The organism is Glutamicibacter sp. X7 (genome assembly GCF_054889245.1).
Window position 1 is genome coordinate 2,105,433 of sequence record NZ_CM142678.1, and the last position, 24,469, is coordinate 2,129,901.

General features: G+C 64.4%; 18 protein-coding genes. 11 read left to right on the forward strand and 7 right to left on the reverse strand.

Annotated elements, in window-relative coordinates; all coding sequences use genetic code 11:
- Positions 1-277 precede the first annotated feature (277 nt).
- The 11 genes from tkt (at position 278) to glgX (ending at position 18,120) form a co-directional block, all read left to right on the forward strand.
- Positions 278-2,380: a transketolase gene (gene tkt, locus ACYU0X_RS10150; protein WP_461900543.1), complete on the forward strand. Its 2,103-nt coding sequence runs from the start codon at positions 278-280 to the stop codon at positions 2,378-2,380.
- A 16-nt stretch (positions 2,381-2,396) separates the two neighbouring features.
- Positions 2,397-3,500, forward strand: coding sequence for a transaldolase (tal, locus tag ACYU0X_RS10155; RefSeq protein WP_461900545.1), 1,104 nt, complete (start codon positions 2,397-2,399; stop codon positions 3,498-3,500).
- 1 nt (position 3,501) lies between these two features.
- Positions 3,502-5,076 (forward strand): glucose-6-phosphate isomerase, encoded by a 1,575-nt coding sequence (locus ACYU0X_RS10160; RefSeq protein WP_461900547.1) that lies wholly within the window; start codon positions 3,502-3,504, stop codon positions 5,074-5,076.
- A 13-nt stretch (positions 5,077-5,089) separates the two neighbouring features.
- Complete coding sequence (gene zwf / locus ACYU0X_RS10165) at positions 5,090-6,610, forward strand: glucose-6-phosphate dehydrogenase (RefSeq protein WP_418906827.1); 1,521 nt, start codon at positions 5,090-5,092, stop codon at positions 6,608-6,610.
- Positions 6,607-7,548: a glucose-6-phosphate dehydrogenase assembly protein OpcA gene (locus ACYU0X_RS10170; RefSeq protein WP_418906828.1), complete on the forward strand. Its 942-nt coding sequence runs from the start codon at positions 6,607-6,609 to the stop codon at positions 7,546-7,548. Before zwf ends, ACYU0X_RS10170 begins: the two co-directional genes overlap by 4 nt.
- The gene (gene pgl, locus ACYU0X_RS10175) at positions 7,538-8,278 is read left to right on the forward strand and encodes a 6-phosphogluconolactonase (protein WP_418906829.1); all 741 of its coding nucleotides are present in this window, start codon (positions 7,538-7,540) and stop codon (positions 8,276-8,278) included. The genes ACYU0X_RS10170 and pgl overlap by 11 nt, the downstream gene beginning before the upstream one ends.
- 224 nt (positions 8,279-8,502) lie before the next feature.
- Positions 8,503-10,941: a glycogen/starch/alpha-glucan phosphorylase gene (locus ACYU0X_RS10180; RefSeq protein ID WP_461900550.1), complete on the forward strand. Its 2,439-nt coding sequence runs from the start codon at positions 8,503-8,505 to the stop codon at positions 10,939-10,941.
- Positions 10,942-11,052: 111 nt separating this feature from the next.
- Positions 11,053-13,245 (forward strand): 1,4-alpha-glucan branching protein GlgB, encoded by a 2,193-nt coding sequence (gene glgB, locus ACYU0X_RS10185; RefSeq protein ID WP_461900552.1) that lies wholly within the window; start codon positions 11,053-11,055, stop codon positions 13,243-13,245.
- Positions 13,242-14,576, forward strand: coding sequence for a glucose-1-phosphate adenylyltransferase (glgC, locus tag ACYU0X_RS10190; RefSeq protein ID WP_461900553.1), 1,335 nt, complete (start codon positions 13,242-13,244; stop codon positions 14,574-14,576). The genes glgB and glgC overlap by 4 nt, the downstream gene beginning before the upstream one ends.
- Before the next feature lie 2 nt (positions 14,577-14,578).
- Positions 14,579-16,030 carry a glycogen synthase GlgA gene (gene glgA / locus ACYU0X_RS10195; protein WP_461900554.1) on the forward strand — a complete coding sequence of 484 codons (1,452 nt, stop codon included), beginning with the start codon at positions 14,579-14,581 and terminating at the stop codon, positions 16,028-16,030.
- Positions 16,027-18,120 (forward strand): glycogen debranching protein GlgX, encoded by a 2,094-nt coding sequence (gene glgX / locus ACYU0X_RS10200; protein ID WP_461900556.1) that lies wholly within the window; start codon positions 16,027-16,029, stop codon positions 18,118-18,120. Before glgA ends, glgX begins: the two co-directional genes overlap by 4 nt.
- Positions 18,121-18,212: 92 nt before the next feature.
- Here glgX and secG read toward each other — a convergent pair whose 3' ends face one another.
- The 7 genes from secG to ACYU0X_RS10235 form a co-directional block, all read right to left on the reverse strand.
- The gene (gene secG, locus ACYU0X_RS10205) at positions 18,213-18,464 is read right to left on the reverse strand and encodes a preprotein translocase subunit SecG (protein WP_309406767.1); all 252 of its coding nucleotides are present in this window, start codon (positions 18,462-18,464) and stop codon (positions 18,213-18,215) included.
- 17 nt (positions 18,465-18,481) lie between these two features.
- Positions 18,482-19,297 carry a triose-phosphate isomerase gene (tpiA, locus tag ACYU0X_RS10210; protein WP_418906836.1) on the reverse strand — a complete coding sequence of 272 codons (816 nt, stop codon included), beginning with the start codon at positions 19,295-19,297 and terminating at the stop codon, positions 18,482-18,484.
- 2 nt (positions 19,298-19,299) lie between these two features.
- Positions 19,300-20,526, reverse strand: coding sequence for a phosphoglycerate kinase (locus ACYU0X_RS10215; RefSeq protein ID WP_461900559.1), 1,227 nt, complete (start codon positions 20,524-20,526; stop codon positions 19,300-19,302).
- Between the two features lie 16 nt (positions 20,527-20,542).
- Positions 20,543-21,550 (reverse strand): type I glyceraldehyde-3-phosphate dehydrogenase, encoded by a 1,008-nt coding sequence (gap, locus tag ACYU0X_RS10220; protein WP_418906838.1) that lies wholly within the window; start codon positions 21,548-21,550, stop codon positions 20,543-20,545.
- A gap of 185 nt (positions 21,551-21,735) precedes the next feature.
- Positions 21,736-22,365, reverse strand: a complete 630-nt coding sequence (locus tag ACYU0X_RS10225) for a superoxide dismutase (protein ID WP_309406763.1) — start codon at positions 22,363-22,365, stop codon at positions 21,736-21,738.
- A gap of 62 nt (positions 22,366-22,427) precedes the next feature.
- Complete coding sequence (gene whiA / locus ACYU0X_RS10230; protein ID WP_309406762.1) at positions 22,428-23,408, reverse strand: DNA-binding protein WhiA; 981 nt, start codon at positions 23,406-23,408, stop codon at positions 22,428-22,430.
- A 35-nt stretch (positions 23,409-23,443) separates the two neighbouring features.
- Positions 23,444-24,469, reverse strand: a complete 1,026-nt coding sequence (locus ACYU0X_RS10235) for a gluconeogenesis factor YvcK family protein (protein ID WP_309406761.1) — start codon at positions 24,467-24,469, stop codon at positions 23,444-23,446.

The following is a 24,469-nucleotide window of genomic DNA, read 5'->3' on the forward strand; positions in this document are numbered from 1 at the left end:
CACCTCGGTAAAATCCGATAGCTTACCCGTGAGATCCGTCAACTTTCAAGCACCGCTCAAACGATGGACGTCAGCGGCGTGACTTTGCCAAAAAAGCCTGTGTCATCTTGCGTTATGCCCCTGTTTTGCCATGGTTTGCACGCTAGAGTGGGATATGAACGCGCCGTCGCTTCCCGGATAATGTTGGTGTTGAGCCTCCAAAAATCTCGGAATCGGCGGCGTACTGCGTGTATGCGGGGTACATCGCCCGCCAAAGCCAAATGGAAGGAACGCCACCATGGCGACAGAATCCTCAGTCAAAGAGTTCTCCCTAACCGAGTTGGACCGCAAGGCCATCGACACCGCGCGCGTTCTGGCCGCAGACGCGGTTGAGAAGGTTGGTAACGGCCACCCCGGTACCGCCATTAGCTTGGCGCCCGCCGCATACCTGGTGTTCCAGCAGCACCTGCGTCACGACCCGAAGGATCCGCAGTGGATCGGTCGCGACCGTTTCGTGCTCTCCCCCGGTCACACCTCGCTGACCCTGTACCTGCAGCTGTTCCTCTCCGGCTACGGCCTGGAACTTGAGGACCTCGAAGCCCTGCGCACCTGGGGCGCCAAGACCCCGGGCCACCCGGAGTACGGTCACACCGACGGCGTTGAAATCACCACCGGTCCGCTGGGTCAGGGCCTAGCCTCCGCGGTGGGCTTCGCCTACGCCCAGCGCCGCATGCGCGGTCTGCTCGACGCCGACGCTCCGGCCGGCACCAGCCCCTTCGACCACACCGTCTGGGTTATCGCCTCCGACGGCGACCTGCAGGAAGGCGTGACCTCCGAGGCCTCCTCGCTGGCCGGTCACCAGGAACTGGGCAACCTCGTCGTGATTTACGACGACAACAAGATCTCGATCGAAGATGACACCGACATTGCGTTCACCGAGGACGTCCTGGCCCGCTACGAGGCCTACGGCTGGCACACCCAGCGGGTGGACTGGACCGAGTCCGGCGAGTACGTCGAAGATGTTCAGGCCCTCGATGCCGCCCTGCGTGCGGCCAAGGCCGAAACCAACCGCCCGTCGATCATTTCGCTGCGCACCATTATCGGTTGGCCTTCGCCGACCAAGCAGAACACCGGCGGCATCCATGGCTCCAAGCTCGGCGGCGACGAAGTCGCAGCCCTGAAGAACAGCTTGGGCTTCGACCCGGAGGCCAACTTCGCGGTGGATCCAGAAGTTCTCGCGCACGCACGCAAGGTTATCGACCGCGGCGCCGCGGCTCACGAGGCCTGGAACGCAGACTTCGCCAGCTGGCAGCAGGCTAACCCGGAGGGTGCAGCCCTGCTGGCCCGTCTCGAAGCCGGCGAACTGCCGAAGAACTGGACCGACTCGCTCCCAGAGTTCGAAGCCGGCACCTCCATGGCCACCCGCGCCGCCTCCGGCAAGGTCATCAACGCCATCGCCGACGTGCTCCCAGAGCTCTGGGGCGGCTCGGCCGACCTGGCAGGTTCGAATAACACCACCATCGAATCGGCCAAGTCCTTCGCCCCGGCCTCGCGGAGCACCTCGAAGTGGAACGCCGACCCCTACGGCCGTGTGCTGCACTTCGGTATCCGCGAGCACGCCGCCGCGTCGATCACCAACGGCATCGTGCTCTCCAGCCCGACCCGCGCGTTCAACGGCACCTTCCTGATCTTCTCGGACTACCAGCGCCCGGCGATCCGCCTGGCCGCGCTGATGGGTGTCCCGTCGATCTTCGTGTGGACGCACGACTCCATCGGTCTGGGTGAAGACGGCCCGACCCACCAGCCGGTCGAGCAGCTGGCAAGCCTGCGCGCCATCCCGAACCTCGACGTGGTACGCCCGGCCGACGCCAACGAGGTCTCCTACGCCTGGCAGGGCATCCTGGAGCTGACCAACACCCCGGCCGGCATTGTGCTCTCGCGCCAGAACCTGCCGGTCTACGACCGCACCGCGCCGGGCTTCAAGACAGCCTCCGGCACGCTGCAGGGTGGCTACATCTTGGCCGAGGCCGTCCGTGACGGCGCCGAGGTCACCCCGGATGTCATCATCATCGCCACCGGCTCCGAGGTGGAGCTGGCCGTCGAAGCACGCGAAGCACTGGCCGCCGATGGCATCGCCGCCCGCGTGGTGTCGCTGCCCAGCCTCGAATGGTTCAACAAGCAGGACGCCGCCTACCGCGAGTCGGTGCTGCCGGCCGCCATCACCGCCCGTGTCTCCGTGGAGGCCGGCGTGGCTCAGGGCTGGCGCGAACTGGTCGGCGATGCCGGCGCAATCATCTCGCTGGATCACTTCGGTGCCTCGGCGGATTACCAGAAGCTATACAGCGAATTCGGTTTGACCACCGAAGCCGTGGTCGCTGCCGCCAAGAACGTCGCTAAGTAAAGGAACAAATATCACCATGAGCAACCCGAAGACTCAGGACCTGCACGACGCCGGCGTATCCATCTGGCTCGACGATCTCTCCCGCGAACGACTGACCAGCGGTTCGCTGGCCGCCCTGATCGAGGAAAAGAACGTCACCGGTGTGACCACCAACCCGGCGATCTTCGCCGCCTCGCTGTCCAACGCCGAGGTCTACGGCGAGGCCATCGCCGAGCAGCGCGGACAGAGCGTCGAGCGCGCCATCACCGAGATCACCAGCGACGACGTGGCCGCAGCCTGCGACCTGTTCCGTCCGATCTACGACGCCACCGGGGGCGTGGATGGCCGCGTGTCCATCGAGGTAGACCCGCGTCTGGCCCGCGACACCGCCGCGACGATCACCCAGGCCGCCGAACTGCACAAGCGTGTCAACCGCGAAAACGTGCTGATCAAGATCCCGGCCACCGTCGAGGGTCTGGAAGCCATCACCGAAACCATCGCCGCGGGTATCAGCGTCAATGTGACCCTGATCTTCTCCCTCGAGCGTTACCGCGAGGTCATCAACGCGTACCTCATCGGACTGGAGAAGGCCCACGCCAACGGGCTGGACCTGTCGAAGATCCACTCGGTGGCCTCCTTCTTCGTCTCGCGCGTGGACAGCGAAATCGACAAGCGTCTGGACGCCCTCGGCACCGAGGCAGCCGCCGCCGTCCGCGGTAAGGCCGGCGTGGCCAATGCTCGGTTGGCGTACCAGGTCTTCGAGGAGTCCTTCTCCTCGGCCCGCTTCGAGGTGCTGGCCGCCGCCGGCGCCAACGTGCAGCGTCCGCTGTGGGCCTCGACCGGTGTCAAGGACCCGGCCTACCCGGCCACCCTGTACGTCACCGAGCTGGTGGCCAAGCACACCGTGAACACCATGCCGGAGAAGACCCTCGAGGCCACCGCGGAGCAGGCCGTGATTCGCCCGGATGCGATCGCCGGCACCTACGCCGAGGCCAACCACGTGTTGGATCAGCTCGCCGCGCTGGGCATCGACTACAACCAGGTTGTTGAGCAGCTCGAGGTTGAGGGCGTCGACAAGTTCGAGGTCGCCTGGAACGAACTGCTCACCGACATGGAGCAGGCTCTCAAGGGGGCCAACTAATATGGAGCTAGGGCTCATCACCTCCGGCGCGGCCCTAGCCAGCGTCGAGTCACAGCTGCCGCAGCTCATCGAAGACCGCGTCGGTAGCCGCATTGCCGCCAAGGACGCCACCTTGTGGGGTCCGGAGGCCGAATCCGAGGCCTCCATCCGTTTGGGCTGGGTCTCCCCCTTCGAGGCCGCCGAGGCGCTGGTCCCGCAGATTCTCGCCCTGCGCGAAGAACTGCTGGCCGAGGGGCTAGACCGCGTGGTGCTCTGCGGTATGGGTGGCTCCTCGCTCGCCCCCGAGGTCATCGCCGCGAACGACGGTGTCGACCTGGTTATTTTCGACACCACCGACCCGCAGGCTGCGGCCCGCATCGTCGGCACCGACCTCGAGCGCACCGTTGTGGTGGTCTCCTCGAAGTCCGGTTCGACCGTGGAAACCGACTCGCAGCGTCGCGCGTTCACCAGCGCGTTCAAGGCCGCCGGCATCGACCCGGCCACCCGTCTGGTGCTGGTCACCGACCCGGGCTCGCCGATGGATAACCCGGACGGTGTGCGCGCGGTCTTCAACGCGGACCCGAATGTCGGCGGACGCTACTCGGCCCTGACCGCCTTCGGCCTGGTGCCCTCCGGGTTGGCCGGTGCCGATATTCAGGCACTGGTCGAAGAGGCCGGACTGATCGCCGACCTGCTGGCCACCGACGACGAAGACAACCTGGCCCTGCACCTGGGTGCGGCCATGGCCACCGTCGGCCGCGACAAGTTGCTGATCGCCGGGCTCCCGGGCTCGCTGCCGGGCTTCGCCGATTGGGCCGAACAGCTCATCGCCGAATCCACCGGCAAGCTCGGCAAGGGTGTCCTGCCGGTGGCTCTGGGGCCGGATGCCCCGGAACTGCGCGAGCCGGCGGCCGATACCCTGCCGCTCTACATCCACGCCGAACTGCCCGAGGAGCTTGACGAGGAAGCCACGGCAATCCACGTCAGCGCCCCGCTGGGCACCAGCTTCATGCTCTTCGAATACGCCACCGCGGTCGCCGGCCGGTTGCTGGGGATCAACCCCTTTGACCAGCCGGATGTGGAGGCGGCCAAGGCCGCGGCCCGCTCGCTGCTGGACGCCCCGGCCGCCGGCACCCCGGATGCGGTCGATGGCAGCGTCGAGCTCTACGGCACCAGCGCCCGCACCCTGAGCGAGGCCTTGCGCACGCTGACCTCGAAGCTGGCCGACGACGGCTATCTGGCCATTCAGGCCTACCTGGATCGTGAGCAGGACGCCGAGCTATTGGCGCTGCGCGATGCCTTGGCCGCGGCCACCGGACGCCCGGTGACCTTCGGTTGGGGTCCACGCTTCCTGCACTCCACCGGCCAGTACCACAAGGGCGGGCCGCGCCAGGGCGTGTTCCTGCAGCTCACCGGGGATGCTTCGGAGGATCTGCCGATCGAGGGTCGTCCCTTTAGCTTCGGCGGGCTGATCACCGCGCAGGCCAGCGGCGACGCGGCGGTTCTCACCGACGCCGAGCACGCACGCCCGCTGCTTCGGGTGCACCTGACCGACCGTGCCGCCGGCATCGCAGCGCTGTTGCAGGCCGCCGGCTAGGACCAAGGACAACATGAACAACCCACTACGTGACGCCCGTGACCGGCGATTGAATCGCATCGCCGGTCCGGGCGCGCTGGTGTTCTTCGGCATCACCGGCGACCTTGCCCGCAAGAAGCTCATGCCCGCGGTCTACGATTTGGCTAACCGCGGCCTGCTACCCCCAAACTTTGCCATCGTCGGTTTCGGCCGCCGCGACTGGAGCGCCGAGGATTTCGCCGCCCAGGCCCGCGAGTGGATCGTAGCCAACGCCCGCACCCCCTTCAACGAGACGGTGTTCACCCAGCTCGCGGCGGGGATGCGTTTCATCTCGGGTGCCTTTGACGACGACGACGCCTACGAGCAGCTCGCCGCCACCCTGGATGAGCTGGCCGAGTCCCGCACCACCGGGCGCAATCACGCCTTCTACCTCTCGATCCCGCCGAGCTGGTTCGAGGTGGTCTGCCAGAAGCTCTCCGAGCATAAGCTGGCGAACGACGAGAACCCCGGCTGGGAACGCGTGGTCATCGAAAAGCCCTTCGGGCACGACCTGGCCAGCGCCCGCGAACTGAACAGCATCGTCGAGTCGGTCTTCCCGGCCGATTCGGTGTTCCGCATCGACCATTACCTGGGTAAGGAAACGGTGCAGAATATTCTGGCACTGCGTTTCGGCAACCAGCTCTTTGAGCCGCTGTGGAATAACAAGTACGTGGACCATGTGCAGATCACCATGGCCGAAGATATCGGCATCGGTGGCCGCGCAAGCTACTACGACGGAGTGGGCGCGGCCCGCGACGTCATCCAGAACCACCTGCTGCAGCTGCTGGCGCTCACGGCCATGGAGGAGCCCATCTCCTTCGACGCCGATCACCTGCGCAGCGAGAAGGAGAAGGTGCTCGCCGCGGTCAAGCTCCCCGAAGACTTGGGGGCGGCCAGTGCCCGCGGGCAGTACACCTCCGGCTGGCAGGGCGGCGAACAGGTCGTTGGCTTCCTCGACGAAGAAGGCTTCAACCCGAAATCGAAAACCGAAACCTACGCGGCCATCCGGGTGAATATCAACACCCGGCGCTGGGACGGGGTGCCGTTCTACCTGCGCGCCGGCAAGCGTTTGGGCCGCCGCGTCACCGAAATCGCGGTGGTGCTCAAGCGGGCCCCGAACCTGCTGTTCACCGACCACGAGGCCGACGAATTCGGGCAGAACGCGATCGTGATCCGGGTGCAGCCCGATGAGGGCGCGACCATCCGCTTCTCCTCCAAGGTGCCCGGCACCCAGATGGAGATCCGCGATGTCACCATGGACTTCGGCTACGGTAACGCCTTCACCGAGTCCTCCCCGGAGGCTTATGAGCGGCTGATCTTGGACGTGCTGCTCGGCGAGCCGCCGCTGTTCCCGCGCCATGAGGAGGTCGAGCAGTCTTGGCGTATTCTCGATCCCTTCGAGGAGCACTGGGCCCAGCTACCCGAACAGCCCGAACCCTACTACCCGGGTTCCTGGGGGCCTCAGAGCGCGGACGAGCTGATGAACCGCGACGCAAGGAGCTGGCGCCGACCATGATGATCGAACTGCCCAATACCACCACCTCCAAGGTGGCTAAGACGCTGCTGTCCTCGCGCCGCACCCACGGCGTGGTGGCGCTCTCCCGAGTGCTGACCCTGGTGGTGATCACCCGCGAAGGCTTCGCCGAAAAAGCGATCGACGCGGCGAACCTCGCCAGCCGTGAGCACCCCTGCCGCATTATCGTGGTGGTGCGCGGCTCCACCAACGGCGAGAATCGGCTGGATGTGCAGATTCGCGTCGGCGGTGACGCCGGGGCTTCCGAGGTTATCGTGATGCGCACCCACGGCCCGGATATCCTGGCCGACGAGGCGCTGATTTCGGCGCTGCTGTTGCCGGACGCCCCGATTGTGGCCTGGTGGCCGCACGGGGTTCCGGCCGACCCCTACAACACCCCGTTGGGGCGGCTGGCACACCGGCGCATCACCGATGCGAGCGAAATGGAAGATCCCACCGCGGCCCTGTTCCAGCGCGCCGAAACCTACCGTGCCGGCGATACCGATCTGGCCTGGACCCGTATCACCCTGTGGCGCGCCCAGCTGGCCAGCATTCTGGATCTGATCGGCCCCGACGGGCTGACCGGGATCACCGTGAAGGGTTCGGCCAACTCGCCATCCACCAGCCTCTTAGCTGCCTGGTTGACGATGTGCCTGAACGTGCCGGTGACGATCGCCGCCGATAAGTCCACCGGTGGACTTTCCAGCGTTCGGTTGACCCGGGACGGCGGGGATGTGGAACTCTCGCGTCCCTCCGGCGAGGTGGCGAAGCTGTACCTGCCGGGCTCGGCACCGCAACGAATTTCGTTGCCGCGTCGATCGGTGGCCGAATGTCTGGCCGAGGAAATGCGCCGGCTCGACGCCGACGACCTCTTCGGCGAGGTGGTCACCCGTGGCCTGAACCTAACCAACCTGAGGAGCATTACCTCCAGTGATCGCTAGAAATATCGTTATCCACCCCGACGCCGCGGCCACCGCGGAGGCCATCGCGGCCCGGCTGATCACCGCGATCAGCGACGCGATCGCCGCCCGCGGCGTGGCGCACGTGGTGCTCACCGGCGGCAGCCTAGGCATTAACTCGTTGCTGGCGTTGGCGCGCAACCCGGCCCGGGTGGCCGTGGATTTCTCGCTCGTGCACTTCTGGTTTGGTGACGAGCGCTTCGTGGCCGCCGACTCCCCCGACCGCAACGTGGGTCAGGCCGAACCGCTGTTCGCGGCCCTCGAGGAGTTGGGGCTGGATCGTGCCACCGTGCATGCCATGGGCTCAAGCGACGAGTTCGACGACGCCGAAAGCGCCGCCGCGGCCTACGCCGAAACGCTAGCCGCCGAAGCGCCCGAAGGGGCCAGCGCACCGCAGTTCGACGTGCTCATGTTGGGAATGGGGCCGGATTCGCATGTGGCCTCGCTCTTCCCAAACCACACCCGGCTGGAGCAGGCCGGAGTGCTGGCGGTGCACGACTCCCCCAAGCCACCGGCCGACCGGGTGTCGCTGAGCATGCCGTTGATCAACACCGCCCGCGAGGTATGGCTATTGGTCGCGGGGGCCGAAAAGGCCCCGGCCCTGGCCGCCGCGCAGCATGAGGTCAACGAGGTCGCCGTGCCGGCTAGCGCCGTACGCGGCACCGAGGCCACCCGCTGGCTCATCGACCGTTCCGCGGCCACGCTGCTCTAAGCTATGCCCGTGCGCATCAGGCCCCCGTCACCGAGATCATCGGTGACGGGGGCCTGATGCGTTAACTACCGGTAAACCTTCGCCAGCCAGCCGGTGACTGCGCGTTAACATGACGTGCACTGAGCGCGACATCGACGTCATATAGCCGGCTCTAGGATAAAGTCTCTCTTCACACAGCAGCGCATGAAATTCCATGTCCCACTTGACCCTCGCGGGAGCACCACATGTCTGAACAAATCGATATCCGAGATTTTCGCGCTACCGACCCGGGGGCCAGCGCGCCGACGCCGGAGCAGTTCCGCCGCGCGTTGCTGCGCCACCTGCAGTACACGGTCGGCAAAAGTCCGCAGAAGGCCTCACTTTTCGACTGGCGGATGGCACTGTCCCATGCGGTACGCGACCACGCGGTAGATCCCTGGTTTGCCGCCACCCGCCGCACCTGGGACGAGGACCGCAAGCGCGTCTACTACCTCTCGATGGAATTCCTCATGGGTCGACTGCTCGAGGATCAGGCCATCAATCTGGGGTTGCGCGAGGTGGCGGTGCAGGTACTCGAGGAATTCGGTTTGAGCTTTGCCGAGCTAGCCGAGGGCGAACCCGACGCGGCGCTGGGCAATGGCGGATTAGGCCGCCTAGCCGCCTGCTATCTGGACTCGATGTCCACCATGGGCTGTCCGGCCTACGGCTACGGCCTGCGCTACGAGCATGGGTTGTTCCGCCAAAGCTTTGAAAACGGGCGGCAGATCGAAACCCCCGAAAACTGGCTGGCCACCGACAACCCCTGGGACTTCACCCGTCCCGAGGCGGCCTACCCGGTGGGCTTCGGCGGCGAGGTCACCACACATGAGGGCGCCACACTGTGGTCCCCGGGCTCCCGGGTGCTGGCCGCGGCGCATGACACTCCCGTGGTCGGCTATGGCGGGCACTGGGCCAACACCCTGCGGCTGTGGGCGGCGATGCCCAGCGCCGAGCTCTTCGATCTGCAGCGCTTCAACGCCGGCGACTTCGCCGCGGCCTCCGAGGCCGAGGCCCTGGCCCGTAGCCTGAGCCGGGTGCTCTACCCCAACGACACCACCGACGGCGGCAAGGAACTACGGCTCTCCCAGGAATACTTCCTGACCTCGGCCTCCGTTCAGGACATCCTGCGTCGCTATTTGGCCGCGCACGAGGATCTGCGCCGCCTGCCCGAGTACGTGGCCATCCAGATGAACGACACCCACCCGGCCATCGCCGGCCCGGAGTTGATCCGCTTGCTCGTCGACGAGCACGGTTTTGAGTTCGACTCCGCGGTGTCGGTGGCCACCAAGGTGCTGGGCTACACCAATCACACGCTGTTGCCCGAAGCCCTGGAACGCTGGAGCGTGGGTCTGGTGCGCAAGGTCCTGCCCCGCCACCTGCAGATCGTCGAAACCCTGGACACCCAGTTTGTGCAGTTGCAGGCCGATAGCCCCGACCCGGTGCGGCTGATCAGCGGGGATCAGGTCAGCATGGGCGATCTGGCCTTCGCCACGAGCCATAAGGTCAACGGGGTCTCGGCGCTGCATACCGAACTGGTCAGCAGCCAGCTCTTCCCGGTACATAACGCGTTGCATCCCGGACGCATCGTCAACATCACCAACGGCATCACACCGCGTCGTTGGCTCAAGCTAGCCAACCCGGCTCTGGCCTCGCTGATCACCGACACCATCGGCCCCGGCTGGGAAACCGATCTGCAACGGCTACGCGAACTGGAACCCTATGCCGAGGATCCAGCCTTCCGCGACGCCTTTGGACGCAGCAAACGCCAAGCCAAGGAACATTTCACCGGCTGGCTGGCCCGCGAACACGGCATCGAGTTACCCACCGAAGCGCTCTTCGACGCCCAGGTGAAGCGGCTCCACGAGTACAAGCGCCAGCTGCTGAACATCCTGTGGACCATCGCGCAGTGGCAGCGCATCAAGCGTGACCCGCAGGCCGGCTGGGTGCCGCGCGTCAAAATCTTCGGCGGCAAGGCCGCGCCGAGCTATCACATGGCCAAGCTGATCATCCAGCTCATTAACGATGTCGCCGAGGTAGTGAATCACGACCCGGAGACCGCGCACCTGCTACGCGTGGCCTACCCGGCAAACTATGGCGTCTCCATGGCCGAAAAGCTGATTCCTGCCGCAGACCTCTCCGAGCAGATTTCGACGGCCGGCATGGAGGCCTCGGGCACCGGCAACATGAAGTTCGCGCTCAACGGTGCGTTGACCATCGGCACCCTGGATGGGGCCAACGTGGAGATCCGCGAACAGGTCGGACCGGAGAACTTCTTCCTCTTCGGGCTGAGTACCGAGCAGGTCGCCGAGCGCCGGGCCCAACCGGATCACGCGCGCCAAGCGCTGGAGGCAAGTCAGAGCCTACGCGATGTGCTCCAGGCCATCGCCGAGGGTACCTTCAGCCCCGAGGATCCGCATCGGTATGACCAGCTGCTCGACACGCTGTGGAATAGCGACTGGTTCCTGGTCACCTCGGATTTCGAGGATTATGACCGGGCGCAACGCGAAGTGGCGCAGTGTTACACCGACCCGGCCCGCTGGCAGCAGATGGCGATTCTCAATGTGGCACGCATGGGTTATTTCAGTTCCGACCGCTCAATTCGCGAGTATATGACGCACATTTGGGACATTGAATCCGCGCTCTGACACGCGCACATTAAGTTCGGCAAGTCATAGAGGCGTGACACGCGTCATTTTGAGGTCAGGCCGCGCCGAGTGTGCTTGGATTATCATCAATCGCTACACCAAGGAGTCCAAGTGGCTGACGAGGACACAACAAAGCTAGTGATCAACGAGGATCAGGTACGCCTGCTGTCTCAGGGCAGGCACCCGGACCCGTTCGCGGCGCTCGGGCCCACCGCCGACGGCCGCCATGTGGTGGTCCGGCTCCCCGGTGCCGAACGAATCTCGGTGGTAAACGCCACCGACGAGATCGAGCTCGAACGCCATCCGGCGGATGCAGCCACGTTCATCGGCCCGGCATTACCGTACTATCGGTTGCGCGTTCGCTGGGCCTCAGGGCTCGAAGAGGAACGGGAAGACCCCTACCGTTTCGGGCCCGTCATCGGCCAGATCGACGAGTACCTCATCGGCGAAGGCGAACACCGGAGCTTGTGGAGCGTGCTCGGCGCCCATCTGATCACCCACGAGCAGGTTCCCGGCGTGCACTTCGCGCTGTGGGCACCCAACGCACAGCGGGTTTCGGTCGTCGGTGACTTCAACGCCTGGAACGGCACCACGCACCCGATGCGAGCCCGTGGCTCCACCGGCGTCTGGGAGTTGTTCCTGCCCGGACTGGACGATGGCACGGTCTACAAATACGAGATCATCGGCCCGGACGGACAGTTGCTTCCGCTCAAGGCCGACCCGGTGGGTTTTGGCGCCGAGCACCCACCGGCGACCGGCTCGGTGGTGCGCTCCCTTGGCACCCACCGTTGGCAGGATCAGCAGTGGGAGGCCCGGCGGGCGGAGCTCAACGCGGTCGACGCCCCCATCAGCATCTACGAAGTCCACCTTGGGTCCTGGCGCCGGCTCGGCGCCGAGGCCGCCTCGCTCAGCTACCTGCAGTTGGCCACCGAACTGGTGGACTACGCCGCCGACATGGGATTCACCCATATTGAGGTGCTGCCAATCAGTGAGCATCCCTTCGACGGCTCCTGGGGGTACCAGCCCATCGGGCTCTTCGCCCCGACCGTACGTTATGGCACGCCAAAGGACTTTGCCGCGTTCGTCGATGCCGCCCATGCCCGCGGGCTGGGGGTCATCGCCGACTGGGTGCCGGGGCACTTCCCCACCGACCAGCACGGTCTGGGGCGCTTTGACGGCACCGCGCTCTACGAGCATCTCGACCCGCGCGAGGGCTTCCACCCGGACTGGAACACGCTAATCTACAACTACGGCCGCCCCGAGGTACGCAACTACCTGGTGGCCAACGCGCTGTACTGGCTTGGGGAATACCATCTGGATGGATTGCGCGTCGATGCCGTGGCCTCGATGACCCACCGCGACTACTCGCGCAAAGAGGGCGAATGGATCGCCAACAAGGATGGCGGCAACGAGAACTACGAGGCGCTGGAGTTCCTGCGCCAAACCAATATCGCCAGCTACGGGCAGCACCCCGGCATTGCGATGATCGCCGAAGACTCCACCGCCTACCCCGGGGTCACCCGCCCGGTGGACGCCGGAGGGCTGGGCTTTGGGTACAAGTGGAACCTGGGCTGGATGAACGACTCGCTGGAATACTTCGGCAAGGACCCCATCTACCGCAAGCACCACCACAACCAGCTCACCTTCGGCATCACCTATGCCTTCAGCGAAAACTTCCTGCTCCCGATCAGCCACGACGAGGTCGTGCACGGTAAAGGCTCGATGTATGGGCGCATGCCCGGGTCGCACGCGGATAAGCTCGGGAACCTGAAAGCCTTCTACGGCTACATGTGGGGCTACCCCGGCAAAAAGCTGCTGTTCATGGGCCAAGAGTTCGGCCAGCCTGCCGAATGGAACTACCAGAGCGAACTGGATTGGTCCGTGCTCGAGGACCCGGGGCATGCCGGGGTCCAAGCGGTGGTTCGCGACCTGAACCGGCTGTACCGCGAACAACCTGCCCTGCACCGCGGCGATGCGCAGGCCGAGGGCTTCCAATGGCTCCTGGTCGACGACGTCGATAACCAGGTGTTCGCATGGTTGCGGCGCGGCGCACCCGAAGACCCACATGTGGTCGTCGTTCTAAATCTCACCCCGGTCGAGCGCACCGGCTTCCGTCTGGGGTTCCCGGTGTCCGGACGCTGGATCGAGGCGTTAAACACCGATTCGGCCTGCTACCACGGGGCGAATCGCGGCCACGGCGGGGCCATCGAAACCGAAGATGTTCCGGCCGGCCGCGAAGCACAATCAGCACTACTCACTCTCCCACCTTTGTCGGCAATCTATTTTGTGGAGGAACGGTCATGACACCAACACCCGACGCGCACCAACCTATCGGGGCACCACCGCGCCTTTCGAGCCAGGCGATGGCCTTCGTGCTGGCCGGCGGCCGCGGAAGCCGTCTCGAGGAACTCACCGACCGGCGCGCTAAACCCGCGGTCCACTTCGGTGGCAAGTCACGCATTATCGACTTCCCGCTGTCCAATGCGCTGAATTCCGGAATCCGCAAAATGGCCGTGGCCACCCAGTACAAGGCGCATTCGCTCATCCGCCACCTGCAACGCGGCTGGGATTTCTTCCGCTCCGAACGCAACGAATACCTCGATATCCTCCCGGCCAGCCAGCGTGTGCAGGAAAATAAGTGGTACCTAGGCACGGCGGATGCCGTGACGCAGAATATCGATATTGTCGATGACTACCATGTGGAATACGTGATCATCCTCGCCGGTGACCACGTGTACAAAATGGACTACGAAATCATGCTGCGCCAGCATGTGGAAACCAACGCCGACGTCACCGTCGGTTGCCTCACCGTCCCGCGCCCCGAAGCCACCGGTTTCGGGGTGATGCACGTGAACGAGCAGGGTCGCATCGTCGACTTCCTGGAAAAGCCGGCCGACCCGCCGGGCATGCCCGATAACCCGGAGATGGCGCTGGCCTCCATGGGCATCTACGTATTCAACTGGAAGTTCCTGCGCGAACTCCTGCTACGCGATGCCCTGGATTCCAGTTCCAGCCACGATTTCGGCCACGATCTGATTCCGGCGATCGTGCGTAATGGCAGCGCCTATGCCCACAAATTCACCGAGTCCTGCGTCATGACCGGGCTGGAGACCGAACCTTATTGGCGTGATGTGGGCACCATCGATTCTTTCTGGCGGGCGAATCTCGATTTGACCCAGGTGGTGCCGCCGCTGGACCTGTACGACAACCACTGGCCGATCTGGACCTACTCGGAGTTGACCCCTCCGGCGAAGTTCATCCACGATGACAACGCCCGCCGCGGCCATGCGATCGAATCGCTGATCTCGGGCAACTGCATTCTCTCCGGTGCCGAAGTGCACAAGTCCTTGGTCTTCACCGGTGGGCGCGCGCACTCCTACTCGAAACTCGATGAGGTGGTCATGCTGCCGAATGTGGATGTGGGGCGCAACGCGCAACTGAGCAAATGCGTCATCGACAGCCGAGTGCGCATCCCCGAGGGGCTCGTGGTCGGCGAGGATCCCGAGGAGGACGCCCGCTGGTTCCGGCGCACCGAATCGGGCATCGTGCTGATCACCCAGCCGATGCTTGATCAGCGGGCCGCGTTCATGAACGGTTCGCTGTCCGCTCGTGCCGATTTACTGGATGGGCGGTAACGATGGCCGCACGCCGGCAACGCCGCGTTCTCTCGGTCGCCTCCGAGTGCGCCCCACTCATTAAAACCGGCGGGCTCGCCGATGTGGTCGGTGCCTTGCCGGCCGCATTGGAGCCGCTGGGGTGGCGCAGTCGCATCCTCATGCCCGCCTACCCGGGGCTGCTCGAACGAGTGGGGCGCACCCGGCGGCTGTGGCGGACCGATGACCTGTTCGGCGGCCCGGCCTGTGTCCGTGCCTGCCGTTACGCGGATCTTGATCTGCTCCTGCTCGATGCCCCGCACCTCTATGAGCGCGACGGCGGCCCTTACGTGGTCGACGGCCACGATCATCACGATAACCATGTGCGCTTCGCGGCACTGTCCTGGGTTGCGGCCCGGCTGGCCATTGAGGGCACCAGCGACCGCTGGCGCCCGGATGTGGTGCACGCCCATGACTGGCAAGCCGGTCTCGTGCCCTCCTACCTGAAGTATGCCGGTGCCAGCACCCCGAGCCTGCTCACGATCCACAACATCGCGTTTCAGGGGGTGTTCGGACCCGATCAGCTCGATCGTCTCCAGCTGCCCACCTGGGATTTCCATCCGGACGCGCTGGAGTATCACGGGCTGGTCAGCACGCTTAAGGCCGGCATGGTGCATGCCAGTCGGGTGAGCACGGTCAGTCCCAGCTATGCCGAGGAACTGACCAATGCTGAGTTCGGTTTCGGACTTCAGGGGGTCGTGGCGATGCGCCGCGATCGCGGTGAGCTACATGGCATCCTCAACGGCATCGACACCCGGGTCTGGGACCCGGCCACCGACCCGGTCATCATCAACTACTCGGCCGACTCCCCCGAACCCAAGGCGGCGAACCGTCGGGCACTGCTCGAGGAATTTTCGCTGGCCGAACCCAGCGGCCCGCTGGCCGTGGTGGTCACCCGGCTCACCCATCAAAAAGGTGTGGACCTGCTGCTGGAGAAACTTCCCACCTTCATTGAATCCGGTGGTGCCGTGGTCGTGCTCGGCTCGGGCGACCCCGGGTACGAGTACGCGCTGGGTGAGTTGGCCGCGCGGTACCCGCAGTCGGTGGGCCTACGCATCGGTTACGACGAGCCCTTGAGCCACCGCATGTATGCGGGGGCCGATTTGGTGCTGGTGCCCTCGCGTTTCGAACCCTGTGGGCTGACCCAGCTGATCGGGCTACGCTATGGGGCCGTGCCGCTGGTCGCGGCCACCGGCGGACTGCGCGACACCGTGATCGATGCGAACCCGGAGAATCTCGCGCAGGGCACCGCCACCGGTTTCACCTTCGGTGACATCGATCCCGGTGGACTGGGTTTCGCCCTAGGACGCGCCGTGGACCTGTACGCCGATACCGAAGCCTGGTCGCGCCTGCGGGCCCAGGCCTTGCGCGCCCCGGTGGACTGGGGCACCTCGGCCGCTCACTACGCGGCACTGTTCACGGAATTGCTCGGATGACCCAACCGAGCACGAATCGTCTCACCCCCGGGCGGCCCGGGCCGCTCGGGGTGAGCCTCATCGCCGATGGCGTCAACGTCGCCCTGTGGGCGCCGGAGGCCGAAGCGGTCTTCTTCTGCCTGTTCGCCGAGCAGGATGGCCAGCAGGACGAGCATCGCATCGCGCTCCCGTACCGGCAGGGCGGCATTTGGCATGCCCACATCGCCGGGGTCGGTCCGGGGGCTCGCTATGGTATCCGGGCCGCCGGTCCGCACCGCCCGCGTGATGGTCTGCGTTTCAACGTCAATAAGCTGCTGATCGACCCCTACGCCCGGGCGTTAGACGGGCCGCTGCGCTATGACCCGCTGATGGCTGGTTGCGTGCATGGGCCGGACGACGACTTGCTTTTAGATGAACGCGACAGTGCGCCGGTGGTTCCGAAGGCGATCATTCTTGGCCCGGCCAGCGGCCCCGATCCGGCCCAGAATCGTCCCGGTCATGAGCTATCCGATCTGGTGATTTACGAGGCGCATCTGAAGGGGTTGACCGCCGCCCACCCCGAGGTCCCGGCCGAACTGCGCGGGCGCTATGCCGGCCTTGGGCACCCGGCGGTGCTTGAGCATCTGCAGTCCCTAGGGGTCAACGCGGTGGAGCTTCTGCCGGTACAGGCGTTTATCGACGACGGTTTTCTGGTGGAGCAGGGTCTGCGCAACTATTGGGGTTATCAGCCGGTGGCCTGGTTCGCGCCGGAGCCGCGCTATGCCCAGCACGACGCGGCCGCCGAATTACGCACACTGGTACACACCCTGCATGAGGCCGGGATCGAGGTCATCCTCGATGTGGTCTATAACCATAGCGGCGAAGGCGACGCACGCGGGCCCACGTTGAATCTGCGCGGCCTGCACAACACCGGCTACTACCGGCTACTCGACGATGGACGTCATTACGTCAACGACACCGGGACCGGGAATACGCTGGCGGTGCATAACCCCATGGTGCTGCGCCTGGTGATGGATAGCCTGCGGCACTGGGCCGAGTACTTCGGGGTCGACGGCTTCCGCTTCGACTTAGCCGTAGCGGTCGGACGGAACGAGCAGGGCTTCGACGCTCGAGGGGCCTTCTTTCAGGCGATCCGGCAGGATCCGGTGCTATCCGAGCTCAAGCTCATCGCCGAACCCTGGGACCTGGGCCCTGGCGGCTATCAGCTCGGACATTTCCCCTACCCCTTTGCCCAGTGGAACGACCGCTACCGTGACGGGGTGCGCCGGGCTTGGCGCGGCGATGGACTTGAACAAGCCAAACTCGGTGCACGGCTCTTGGGCTCGGCGGATCTCTTCGATCATTCCGGGCTCGGCCCCACCGCGGGGATTAATTTCCTCAGCGCCCATGACGGTTTCACCCTGCACGATGTAGTGTCCTACGCGCACAAACACAACGAGGCCAATCTCGAAGATAATCGGGACGGGCATTCGGAGAACTTCACCGACAATCTTGGCGTCGAGGGACGCACCGAGCAGGAGGAGATCCTTTCGGCCCGCAGCCAGCGTGTACGCGGCATGCTTACCACGTTGCTGGTGTCTCAAGGAGTGCCGATGCTGCTGGCTGGCGATGAAATCGGCAATAGCCAGCAAGGAAACAACAACGCCTACGCTCAGGATAACGAGCTGGGCTGGATCGACTGGTCTGCTCCCGACCGGGAGTTGTTCAGCTACGTCCAGCGCCTGATTGCGTTACGGGGCAGACTTCCGTTGCTTCGCCAGCGCAACTTCCTCCATGGCCAGACACGTGGCGACGGGCATCCGGATGTGAGCTGGCTACGACCCGATGGCAGCACCCCGAGTCCGGAAGATTGGCTAGATCCCGAGTTTCGGTCGCTAGCGGTTGTGCTGCGCGGCGTGGCCGAGGACCCACGGGGTGAAGCGCTTCCCGGTGCGGTGCTCATCGTGCTGAATCTGGGGGCCGAGCGCGACTTCTACCTCCCGCCGGCGTCCGCGGACCAGCCGTGGCAACTGGAGGTCGATAGTGCCCGCCCAGAGGCCAATGGCACGGCCGCCGATAGCTATAGCGCCGCGGCACAGTCCGTGGTGGTGTTGAGCAACGGATGTTATTGATCCACCCACGACGCTGCCGGGCATAAAAAATCCCGATCCACAGTTCGTGGATCGGGATTTTTTAGTGGCTATTGGTAGCTCACCGATGGAGCTTAGGATTCCGCACTAAAACGCATAACCAGCGCGAGGCCAATAATCACCGCGGCCCACACGAGGCCGAGGATGATGGTGATGCGGTTCAGGTTACGTTCTGCAACACCGGAGGAACCCAGCGAACTGGTCATACCGCCGCCGAACATATCCGACATGCCGCCGCCCTTACCCTTGTGCAACAGGATCAGTAGGGTCAGCAACACGCTGGTGATGCCCAGGAAAACTTGCAGAATGATCTTGAGGATATCCACTAGCGATAGTTCCTTAATTAATCGGTGACGAGGTGATGCTCGAACCTGACAATATTAGCAAATTCTTCAGCATCCAAGCTGGCACCGCCGACCAACACGCCGTCTACGTCACGTTCGCGCATAATCGCCGCCGCATTGGCTGCCTTTACACTCCCACCGTACAACAGTCGGGTGGCTTCGGCGATCTCCTCGCCGAAACGTTCGCGCAAAGCGACACGGATCGCGGCGCACATTTCCTGAGCGTCGGCCGGGCCGGCCACTTCACCGGTGCCGATGGCCCATACCGGTTCGTAGGCGATCACCAGATTGGCCGCCTGTTCGGCGGTGACCTGGTCGAGCGACTCGTTCAGCTGCTGCAGGGTGAACTGCACGTGCTCTCCAGCCTTGCGCACCTCGAGCCCTTCGCCGACGCAGAGCACCGGGGTCAGTTCGTGGCGGTACGCTGCGGCCAGCTTCGCGGCGATCACCGCGTTGGACTCCTGGTGGTATTCGCGGCGTTCCGAGTGTCCGACGAGCACGTACTGGCAGCCGAGCTTGTTCAGGAACTGACCGGAGATTTCACCGGTGTAGGCGCCGGAGTCCTGAGTGGACAAATCCTGCGCGCCGTACACCACGTCGAGCTTGTCCCCGAGGACCAGGGTCTGCACCCCGCGGATATCGGTGAACGGTGGGAACACGGCCACCTCGGCACGGCTGTAGTCGTGCTCGGCGTCCTTCAGCGTCCACGCCAGTTTCTGCACCAAGGTGATGCCCTGGACGTGGTCCATGTTCATTTTCCAGTTGCCCGCGATCAGCGGCTGGCGCACGAAGGCACCGTTTTGCGAAATGGTCATTGCTACCTTTCCAGTGCGGCAACACCCGGCAGGGTCTTACCTTCGAGGTATTCGAGCGACGCGCCACCGCCGGTGGAGATATGCCCGAAGTCGTCATCGGCGAAGCCCAGCGAACGCACGGCCGCGGCAGAATCGCCACCACCGACGACGCTGAATGCCTCGGAATCGGCCAGCGCGCGCGCCACCGTCCGGGTACCTTCGGCGAAGGCCGGGATTTCGAAGACACCCATCGGCCCATTCCAGAACACGGTGTTGGCGCTGGTGATGTAGCTGGCGAAGAGCTCCGCGGTTTTCGGTCCGATGTCCAGGCCCAGACCGGAGGAGCCGAAGCTTGCCTCTTCGATCTTGTCTGCGGCCAAGACCTCATGCGCTGCATCGGCGCCGAACTTCTCGGCCACCACCACGTCGCTCGGGACGATAATGTCGCAGCCAAGTTCCTTGGCCCGCGAGAGGTATTCGGTGCAGGTGTCGATCTGATCCTCTTCGAGCAGGGAGCCGCCGATGGCGTAACCCTGCGCCTTGAGGAAGGTGAAAGCCATGCCGCCACCGATCAACAGGTGGTCGGCCTTGCCCAGCAGATTGTCGATCACCGCGAGCTTATCCGAAACCTTAGAGCCACCGAGGACCACCACGTAGGGACGCTTAGGTGCCTCGGTGAGGGTCTTCAGAACGTTGACTTCGGTGGCCACCAGGTCGCCCTGGTAGCTGGGCAGCAGGGCCGCGATGTCATACACCGAGGCGTGCTTGCGGTGCACGGCGCCAAAGGCGTCGTTCACGTAGGCACCATTTTCACCGGTCAACTCCGCCAACTCTCGAGCGAACTGCTCGCGTTCGGCATCCACCTTGGAGGTTTCGCGGGCGTCATAGCGCACGTTTTCCAGGACCAGCACGGCACCGTCGGCCAAGGAGGCGGCGGCCTCACGAGCCGAAGGGCCGACAACGTCGCTGGCCACGGTCACGTCGAAGTCTGCCAGGTCGCCAAGCCGCGCGGCGGCCGGGGCGATGGAGTACTTCGGGTCCACGGTGCCCTTGGGGCGGCCGAGGTGAGCCATGACAATAACCTTGGCTCCGGCTTCGGCTAGCTTGGTCAACACCGGCAACGAGGCGCGTACACGTCCGTCGTCGGTTACGGTTGAGCCGTCTAGCGGCACGTTCAGATCGCTACGGACCAGGACATGACGTCCCGAGACCCCGGCGGCGAGCAATTCGTCGAGAGTGTGTGAAGACATGTCTCTAGGTTATCGACTACAGGCTGGAACCAACGAATTCGACCAGGTCGACCAAGCGCGAGGAGTAACCCCACTCGTTGTCGTACCAGGCCAGGACCTTCACGGTGTTGCCCATGACGGTGGTCAGGCCCGAGTCGAAGATGGCCGAGTGCGAGTTGGTGACGATGTCGGTGGAGACCAGCGGATCGGTCGAGTACTCCAGGTAGCCGGCCAGGTCGCCGGAAGCGGCGGCCTTTTCGAAGGCGGCGTTGATCTCTTCAACGGTGGCGGTGCGAGCCAGGTTGACGGTCAGGTCGGTAGCCGAACCGGTCGGAACCGGCACACGCATGGCGTAACCGTGCAGCTTGCCCTTCAGCTCCGGCAGCACCACGCCGATGGCCTTGGCGGCACCGGTGGAGGTCGGGATCATGTTCAGCGCGGCGGCGCGGGCACGGCGTGGGTCGCTGTGCGGTGCGTCCTGCAGGCGCTGGTCTGCGGTGTAAGCGTGGATGGTGGTCATCAGGCCGTCGACGATGCCGAATTCATCGTTCAGAACCTTGGCGACCGGGGCCAGGCAGTTGGTGGTGCACGAGGCGTTGGAGATGATGTTGTGTGCCGCAGGATCGTACTTGTCCTGGTTCACACCCATCACGACGGTGATGTCTTCACCGCTGGCCGGTGCGGAAATGATGACCTTCTTGGCGCCGGCGTCCAGGTGCTTCTTGGCGGCATCGGCCTTGGTGAACAGGCCGGTGGACTCAACCACGATATCTACGCCAAGCTCGCCCCACGGAAGGCTGGCCGGATCGCGCTCGGAGAGAACCTTAATGCGCGCTTCGCCGACGACGATGGTGTCGTTTTCAACGGACACATTCTGGGCGAGCGGGCCGAGAACGGAGTCGAATTTCACCAGGTGAGCGAGCGCGTCGATCGAACCAAGGTCGTTGACGGCGACAATCTGCAGATCTGCATTGTGTGCGAGGCTGGCACGCAGGAAGTTGCGGCCGATGCGTCCAAAACCATTGATTCCAACACGAGTTGTCACGTGACTATCTCCTACTTGAAGGGAATTTGTCGCCACAACCGCGCAGAACGGAGGTGGCCTATTTGATGTAGGACACTCCGTTGTGTCGTGTCACGCGGACCCCTCGAAAGGGGTCCGCGTAAGCACACTTAACATCCTACGCTATTTTCGCGTCGAATGTGAGCTAACTTACCGCTAAAGTAAGTTTACTTGCCCGGAACGATCAACGAGCTAGCACCGGCGCGGGCAGCCTCGAAGCGAGCCTGGACGTCGGCCCAGTTCACGATGTTCCAGAAGGCCTTGACGTAATCGGCCTTAACGTTGACGTAGTCCAGGTAGAATGCGTGCTCCCACATGTCCAGCATCAGCAGCGGGGTGGTTGCCACTGGCACGTTGCCCTGCTGATCGTACAGCTGCTCGATAACCAGCTGGCCGGCGATCGGCTCGTAGGCCAGGACGGCCCAGCCCGAACCCTGCAGGCTCATGGCGGCAGCGGTGAAGTGGCCACGGAAGGCATCGAAGGAACCGAAGAACTCGTCGATGGCTGCTGCCAGCTCACCCTCCGGCTTGTCGCCACCCTCCGGGGACAGGTTGTTCCAGAAGATCGAGTGGTTGGTGTGACCACCCAGATGGAAAGCCAGGTCCTTGGACAGCTTCGGAATGTTGCCGAACTCGCCCTTGGCGCGGGCCTCGGCCAGCTGCTCCAGTGCAGAGTTGGCGCCGGCTACGTAAGCGGCGTGGTGCTTCGAGTGGTGCAGCTCCATGATGCGAGCCGAAATGTTCGGCTCCAGGGCGGCGTAGTCGTACTGCAGTTCAGGCAGCGAATAAACAGCCATGATTCTCCTCAAATCAGTGAAATTTGGTTGAATCTCCGCGGAAAGGGCTTCCGCAGGGACACTTACTGTTCCAGTGCATCTACTGGAACGCTGGACTCGGTACCAGGTATTCCCAGTTCACTGGCCTTTTTATCCGCCATGGCCAAAAGGCGACGGATGCGGCCAGCGATCGCGTCCTTGGTCATGGGCGGTTCGGCCATACGGCCCAACTCGTCCAACGACGCCTGCTTGTGCTCCAAACGGAGCACTCCGGCGTACCGCAGGTGCTCGGGCACCTCGTCGCCGAGAATTTCTAGGGCGCGCTCCACGCGAGCCCCCGCGGCAACCGCCGCCTGTGCACTACGCCGCAGATTGGCGTCGTCAAAGTTGGCGAGCCGGTTGGCCGTGGCGCGCACCTCTTTGCGCATACGGCGCTCTTCCCACACCATCAAGGCATCGTGCGCACCCATGCGGGTGAGCAACTGAGCAATGGCATCGCCGTCGCGCAGCACCACGCGGTCGACGCCGCGCACCTCGCGTGCCTTGGCGGTGAGATCTAGTCGGCGGGCGGCGCCCACCAGTGCGAGCGCGGCTTCCGGGCCGGGGCAGGTAATTTCCAGCGCGGAACTGCGTCCGGGTTCGGTCAGCGACCCGTGGGCCAAGAAGGCGCCACGCCAGACGGCCTCGGCGTCGGCGGTGGAACCGTTGACGATGACCGATGGCAATCCACGCACCGGTCGGCCGCGCTGGTCGAGTAGTCCGGTTTGCCGGGCGAGTACCTCGCCCTCCTTGGCTACGCGGACAATGTACCGGCTCCCCTTACGGATGCCGGACCCCGAGACCATGACGATTTCTGCGTCGTGGCCATACAAATCAGCAATGGCAACTTTTAATCGGCGCGCGGTCGACGCAAGGTCAACCTCGGCCTCGATGACGATACGCCCGGAGACAATGTGCAAGCCGCCGGCGAAACGCAGGATGGTGGAAACCTCAGCCTTACGCTGCGAAGGTTTACGGATTTCAACCCGCGACAGCTCGTCTTTGACGGAAGCCGTCAATGCCATGAATCAAACTCCCTTACAAGGTTCCGGCACTGTGCTCAGGAACCAATCGCGGTAAATACCTCGTGATAGGCCGCCGCTAGGCGCAACGGGTCATGCACCGCACGCCCGTCGGATACTCCCACTCTACTAAAAAACACCTGCGCGCCGAGTTTTTGCGCTGCCAGCTCAAATCTTTCCCGGTTACTGACACGTTGCTCATCGGCGATGATGGCGTCGAATCTCACCTCGGGCGCGTAGCGGACCAGCACCTCTAAATGTGCCGCCGCGTCGAGGCCGCTGGTTTCGGCGGTGTTTGTCGACAGGTTCATCGTCAACAGCTTCTTGGCGGTGGTATCGGCCAGCGACTGACGCAATTCCGGCAACAGCAGATGCGGCAGCACCGAGGTGTACCAAGACCCTGGGCCGAGCACGACCCAGTCGGCGAGCTCGATGGCGTTCATCGCCTCGGGGCAGGCCGGAGCGTCGGCTGGCTCGAGCGCCACATTGGTGACCAGTGAGCCCGATCCGGCCCTGGCCAGTTGAGCTTGGCCCTCGACTCGGCGCCGTAGCAGCGTATCGGTGGCCTCGTCGGCCTCGAGTATTTCCCCGTGAATGGACAGCGGCACCGTGCTCATCGGTAGCACCTGACCGCGGGCGCCGAGCAGTGCACCGGCCCAGCGCAGGCCCGCCACCGGGTCCTCGAGCAACTCCCAGAGCGCCAGAATCAGCAGGTTGCCGACCGCATGGCCGTTCAACGGTTCGGCCATATTCTGCGTGGAGGTAAAGCGATGCTGCATCACATCACGCCAGGTGCGCCCCCAGTCGTTGTCGTCACAGAGCGCGGCCAGGGCCATACGCAGGTCCCCGGGTGGTAGCACGTCGAAGGATTCACGTAGCCGCCCGGAACTACCCCCGTCGTCGGCCACGGTCACCACGGCCGTGAGGTCGGTGCTCAGGCGGCGCAGTGCCGAAAGCGAGGCCGAAAGCCCGTGCCCGCCACCCAACGCGACGATCGACAGGTTACGTTGGCCGTCATCGCGGTTCAGCCCCTGGATGGGGATCGGCCCGGTTGCAAATGCCAT

What these genes read in the sequence shown, in the direction of transcription:
- glgX (WP_461900556.1), top strand. Translation starts at nt 16,027, where the DNA reads ATGACCCAACCGAGCACGAATCGTCTCACCCCCGGGCGGCCCGGGCCG.
- ACYU0X_RS10160 (WP_461900547.1), top strand. Translation starts at nt 3,502, where the DNA reads ATGGAGCTAGGGCTCATCACCTCCGGCGCGGCCCTAGCCAGCGTCGAG.
- whiA (WP_309406762.1), bottom strand. Translation starts at nt 23,408, where the DNA reads ATGGCATTGACGGCTTCCGTCAAAGACGAGCTGTCGCGGGTTGAAATC.
- glgA (WP_461900554.1), top strand. Translation starts at nt 14,579, where the DNA reads ATGGCCGCACGCCGGCAACGCCGCGTTCTCTCGGTCGCCTCCGAGTGC.
- tal (WP_461900545.1), top strand. Translation starts at nt 2,397, where the DNA reads ATGAGCAACCCGAAGACTCAGGACCTGCACGACGCCGGCGTATCCATC.
- tpiA (WP_418906836.1), bottom strand. Translation starts at nt 19,297, where the DNA reads ATGACCATTTCGCAAAACGGTGCCTTCGTGCGCCAGCCGCTGATCGCG.
- glgC (WP_461900553.1), top strand. Translation starts at nt 13,242, where the DNA reads ATGACACCAACACCCGACGCGCACCAACCTATCGGGGCACCACCGCGC.
- zwf (WP_418906827.1), top strand. Translation starts at nt 5,090, where the DNA reads ATGAACAACCCACTACGTGACGCCCGTGACCGGCGATTGAATCGCATC.
- ACYU0X_RS10170 (WP_418906828.1), top strand. Translation starts at nt 6,607, where the DNA reads ATGATGATCGAACTGCCCAATACCACCACCTCCAAGGTGGCTAAGACG.
- ACYU0X_RS10180 (WP_461900550.1), top strand. Translation starts at nt 8,503, where the DNA reads ATGTCTGAACAAATCGATATCCGAGATTTTCGCGCTACCGACCCGGGG.
- ACYU0X_RS10225 (WP_309406763.1), bottom strand. Translation starts at nt 22,365, where the DNA reads ATGGCTGTTTATTCGCTGCCTGAACTGCAGTACGACTACGCCGCCCTG.
- ACYU0X_RS10215 (WP_461900559.1), bottom strand. Translation starts at nt 20,526, where the DNA reads ATGTCTTCACACACTCTCGACGAATTGCTCGCCGCCGGGGTCTCGGGA.
- ACYU0X_RS10235 (WP_309406761.1), bottom strand. Translation starts at nt 24,469, where the DNA reads ATGGCATTTGCAACCGGGCCGATCCCCATCCAGGGGCTGAACCGCGAT.
- tkt (WP_461900543.1), top strand. Translation starts at nt 278, where the DNA reads ATGGCGACAGAATCCTCAGTCAAAGAGTTCTCCCTAACCGAGTTGGAC.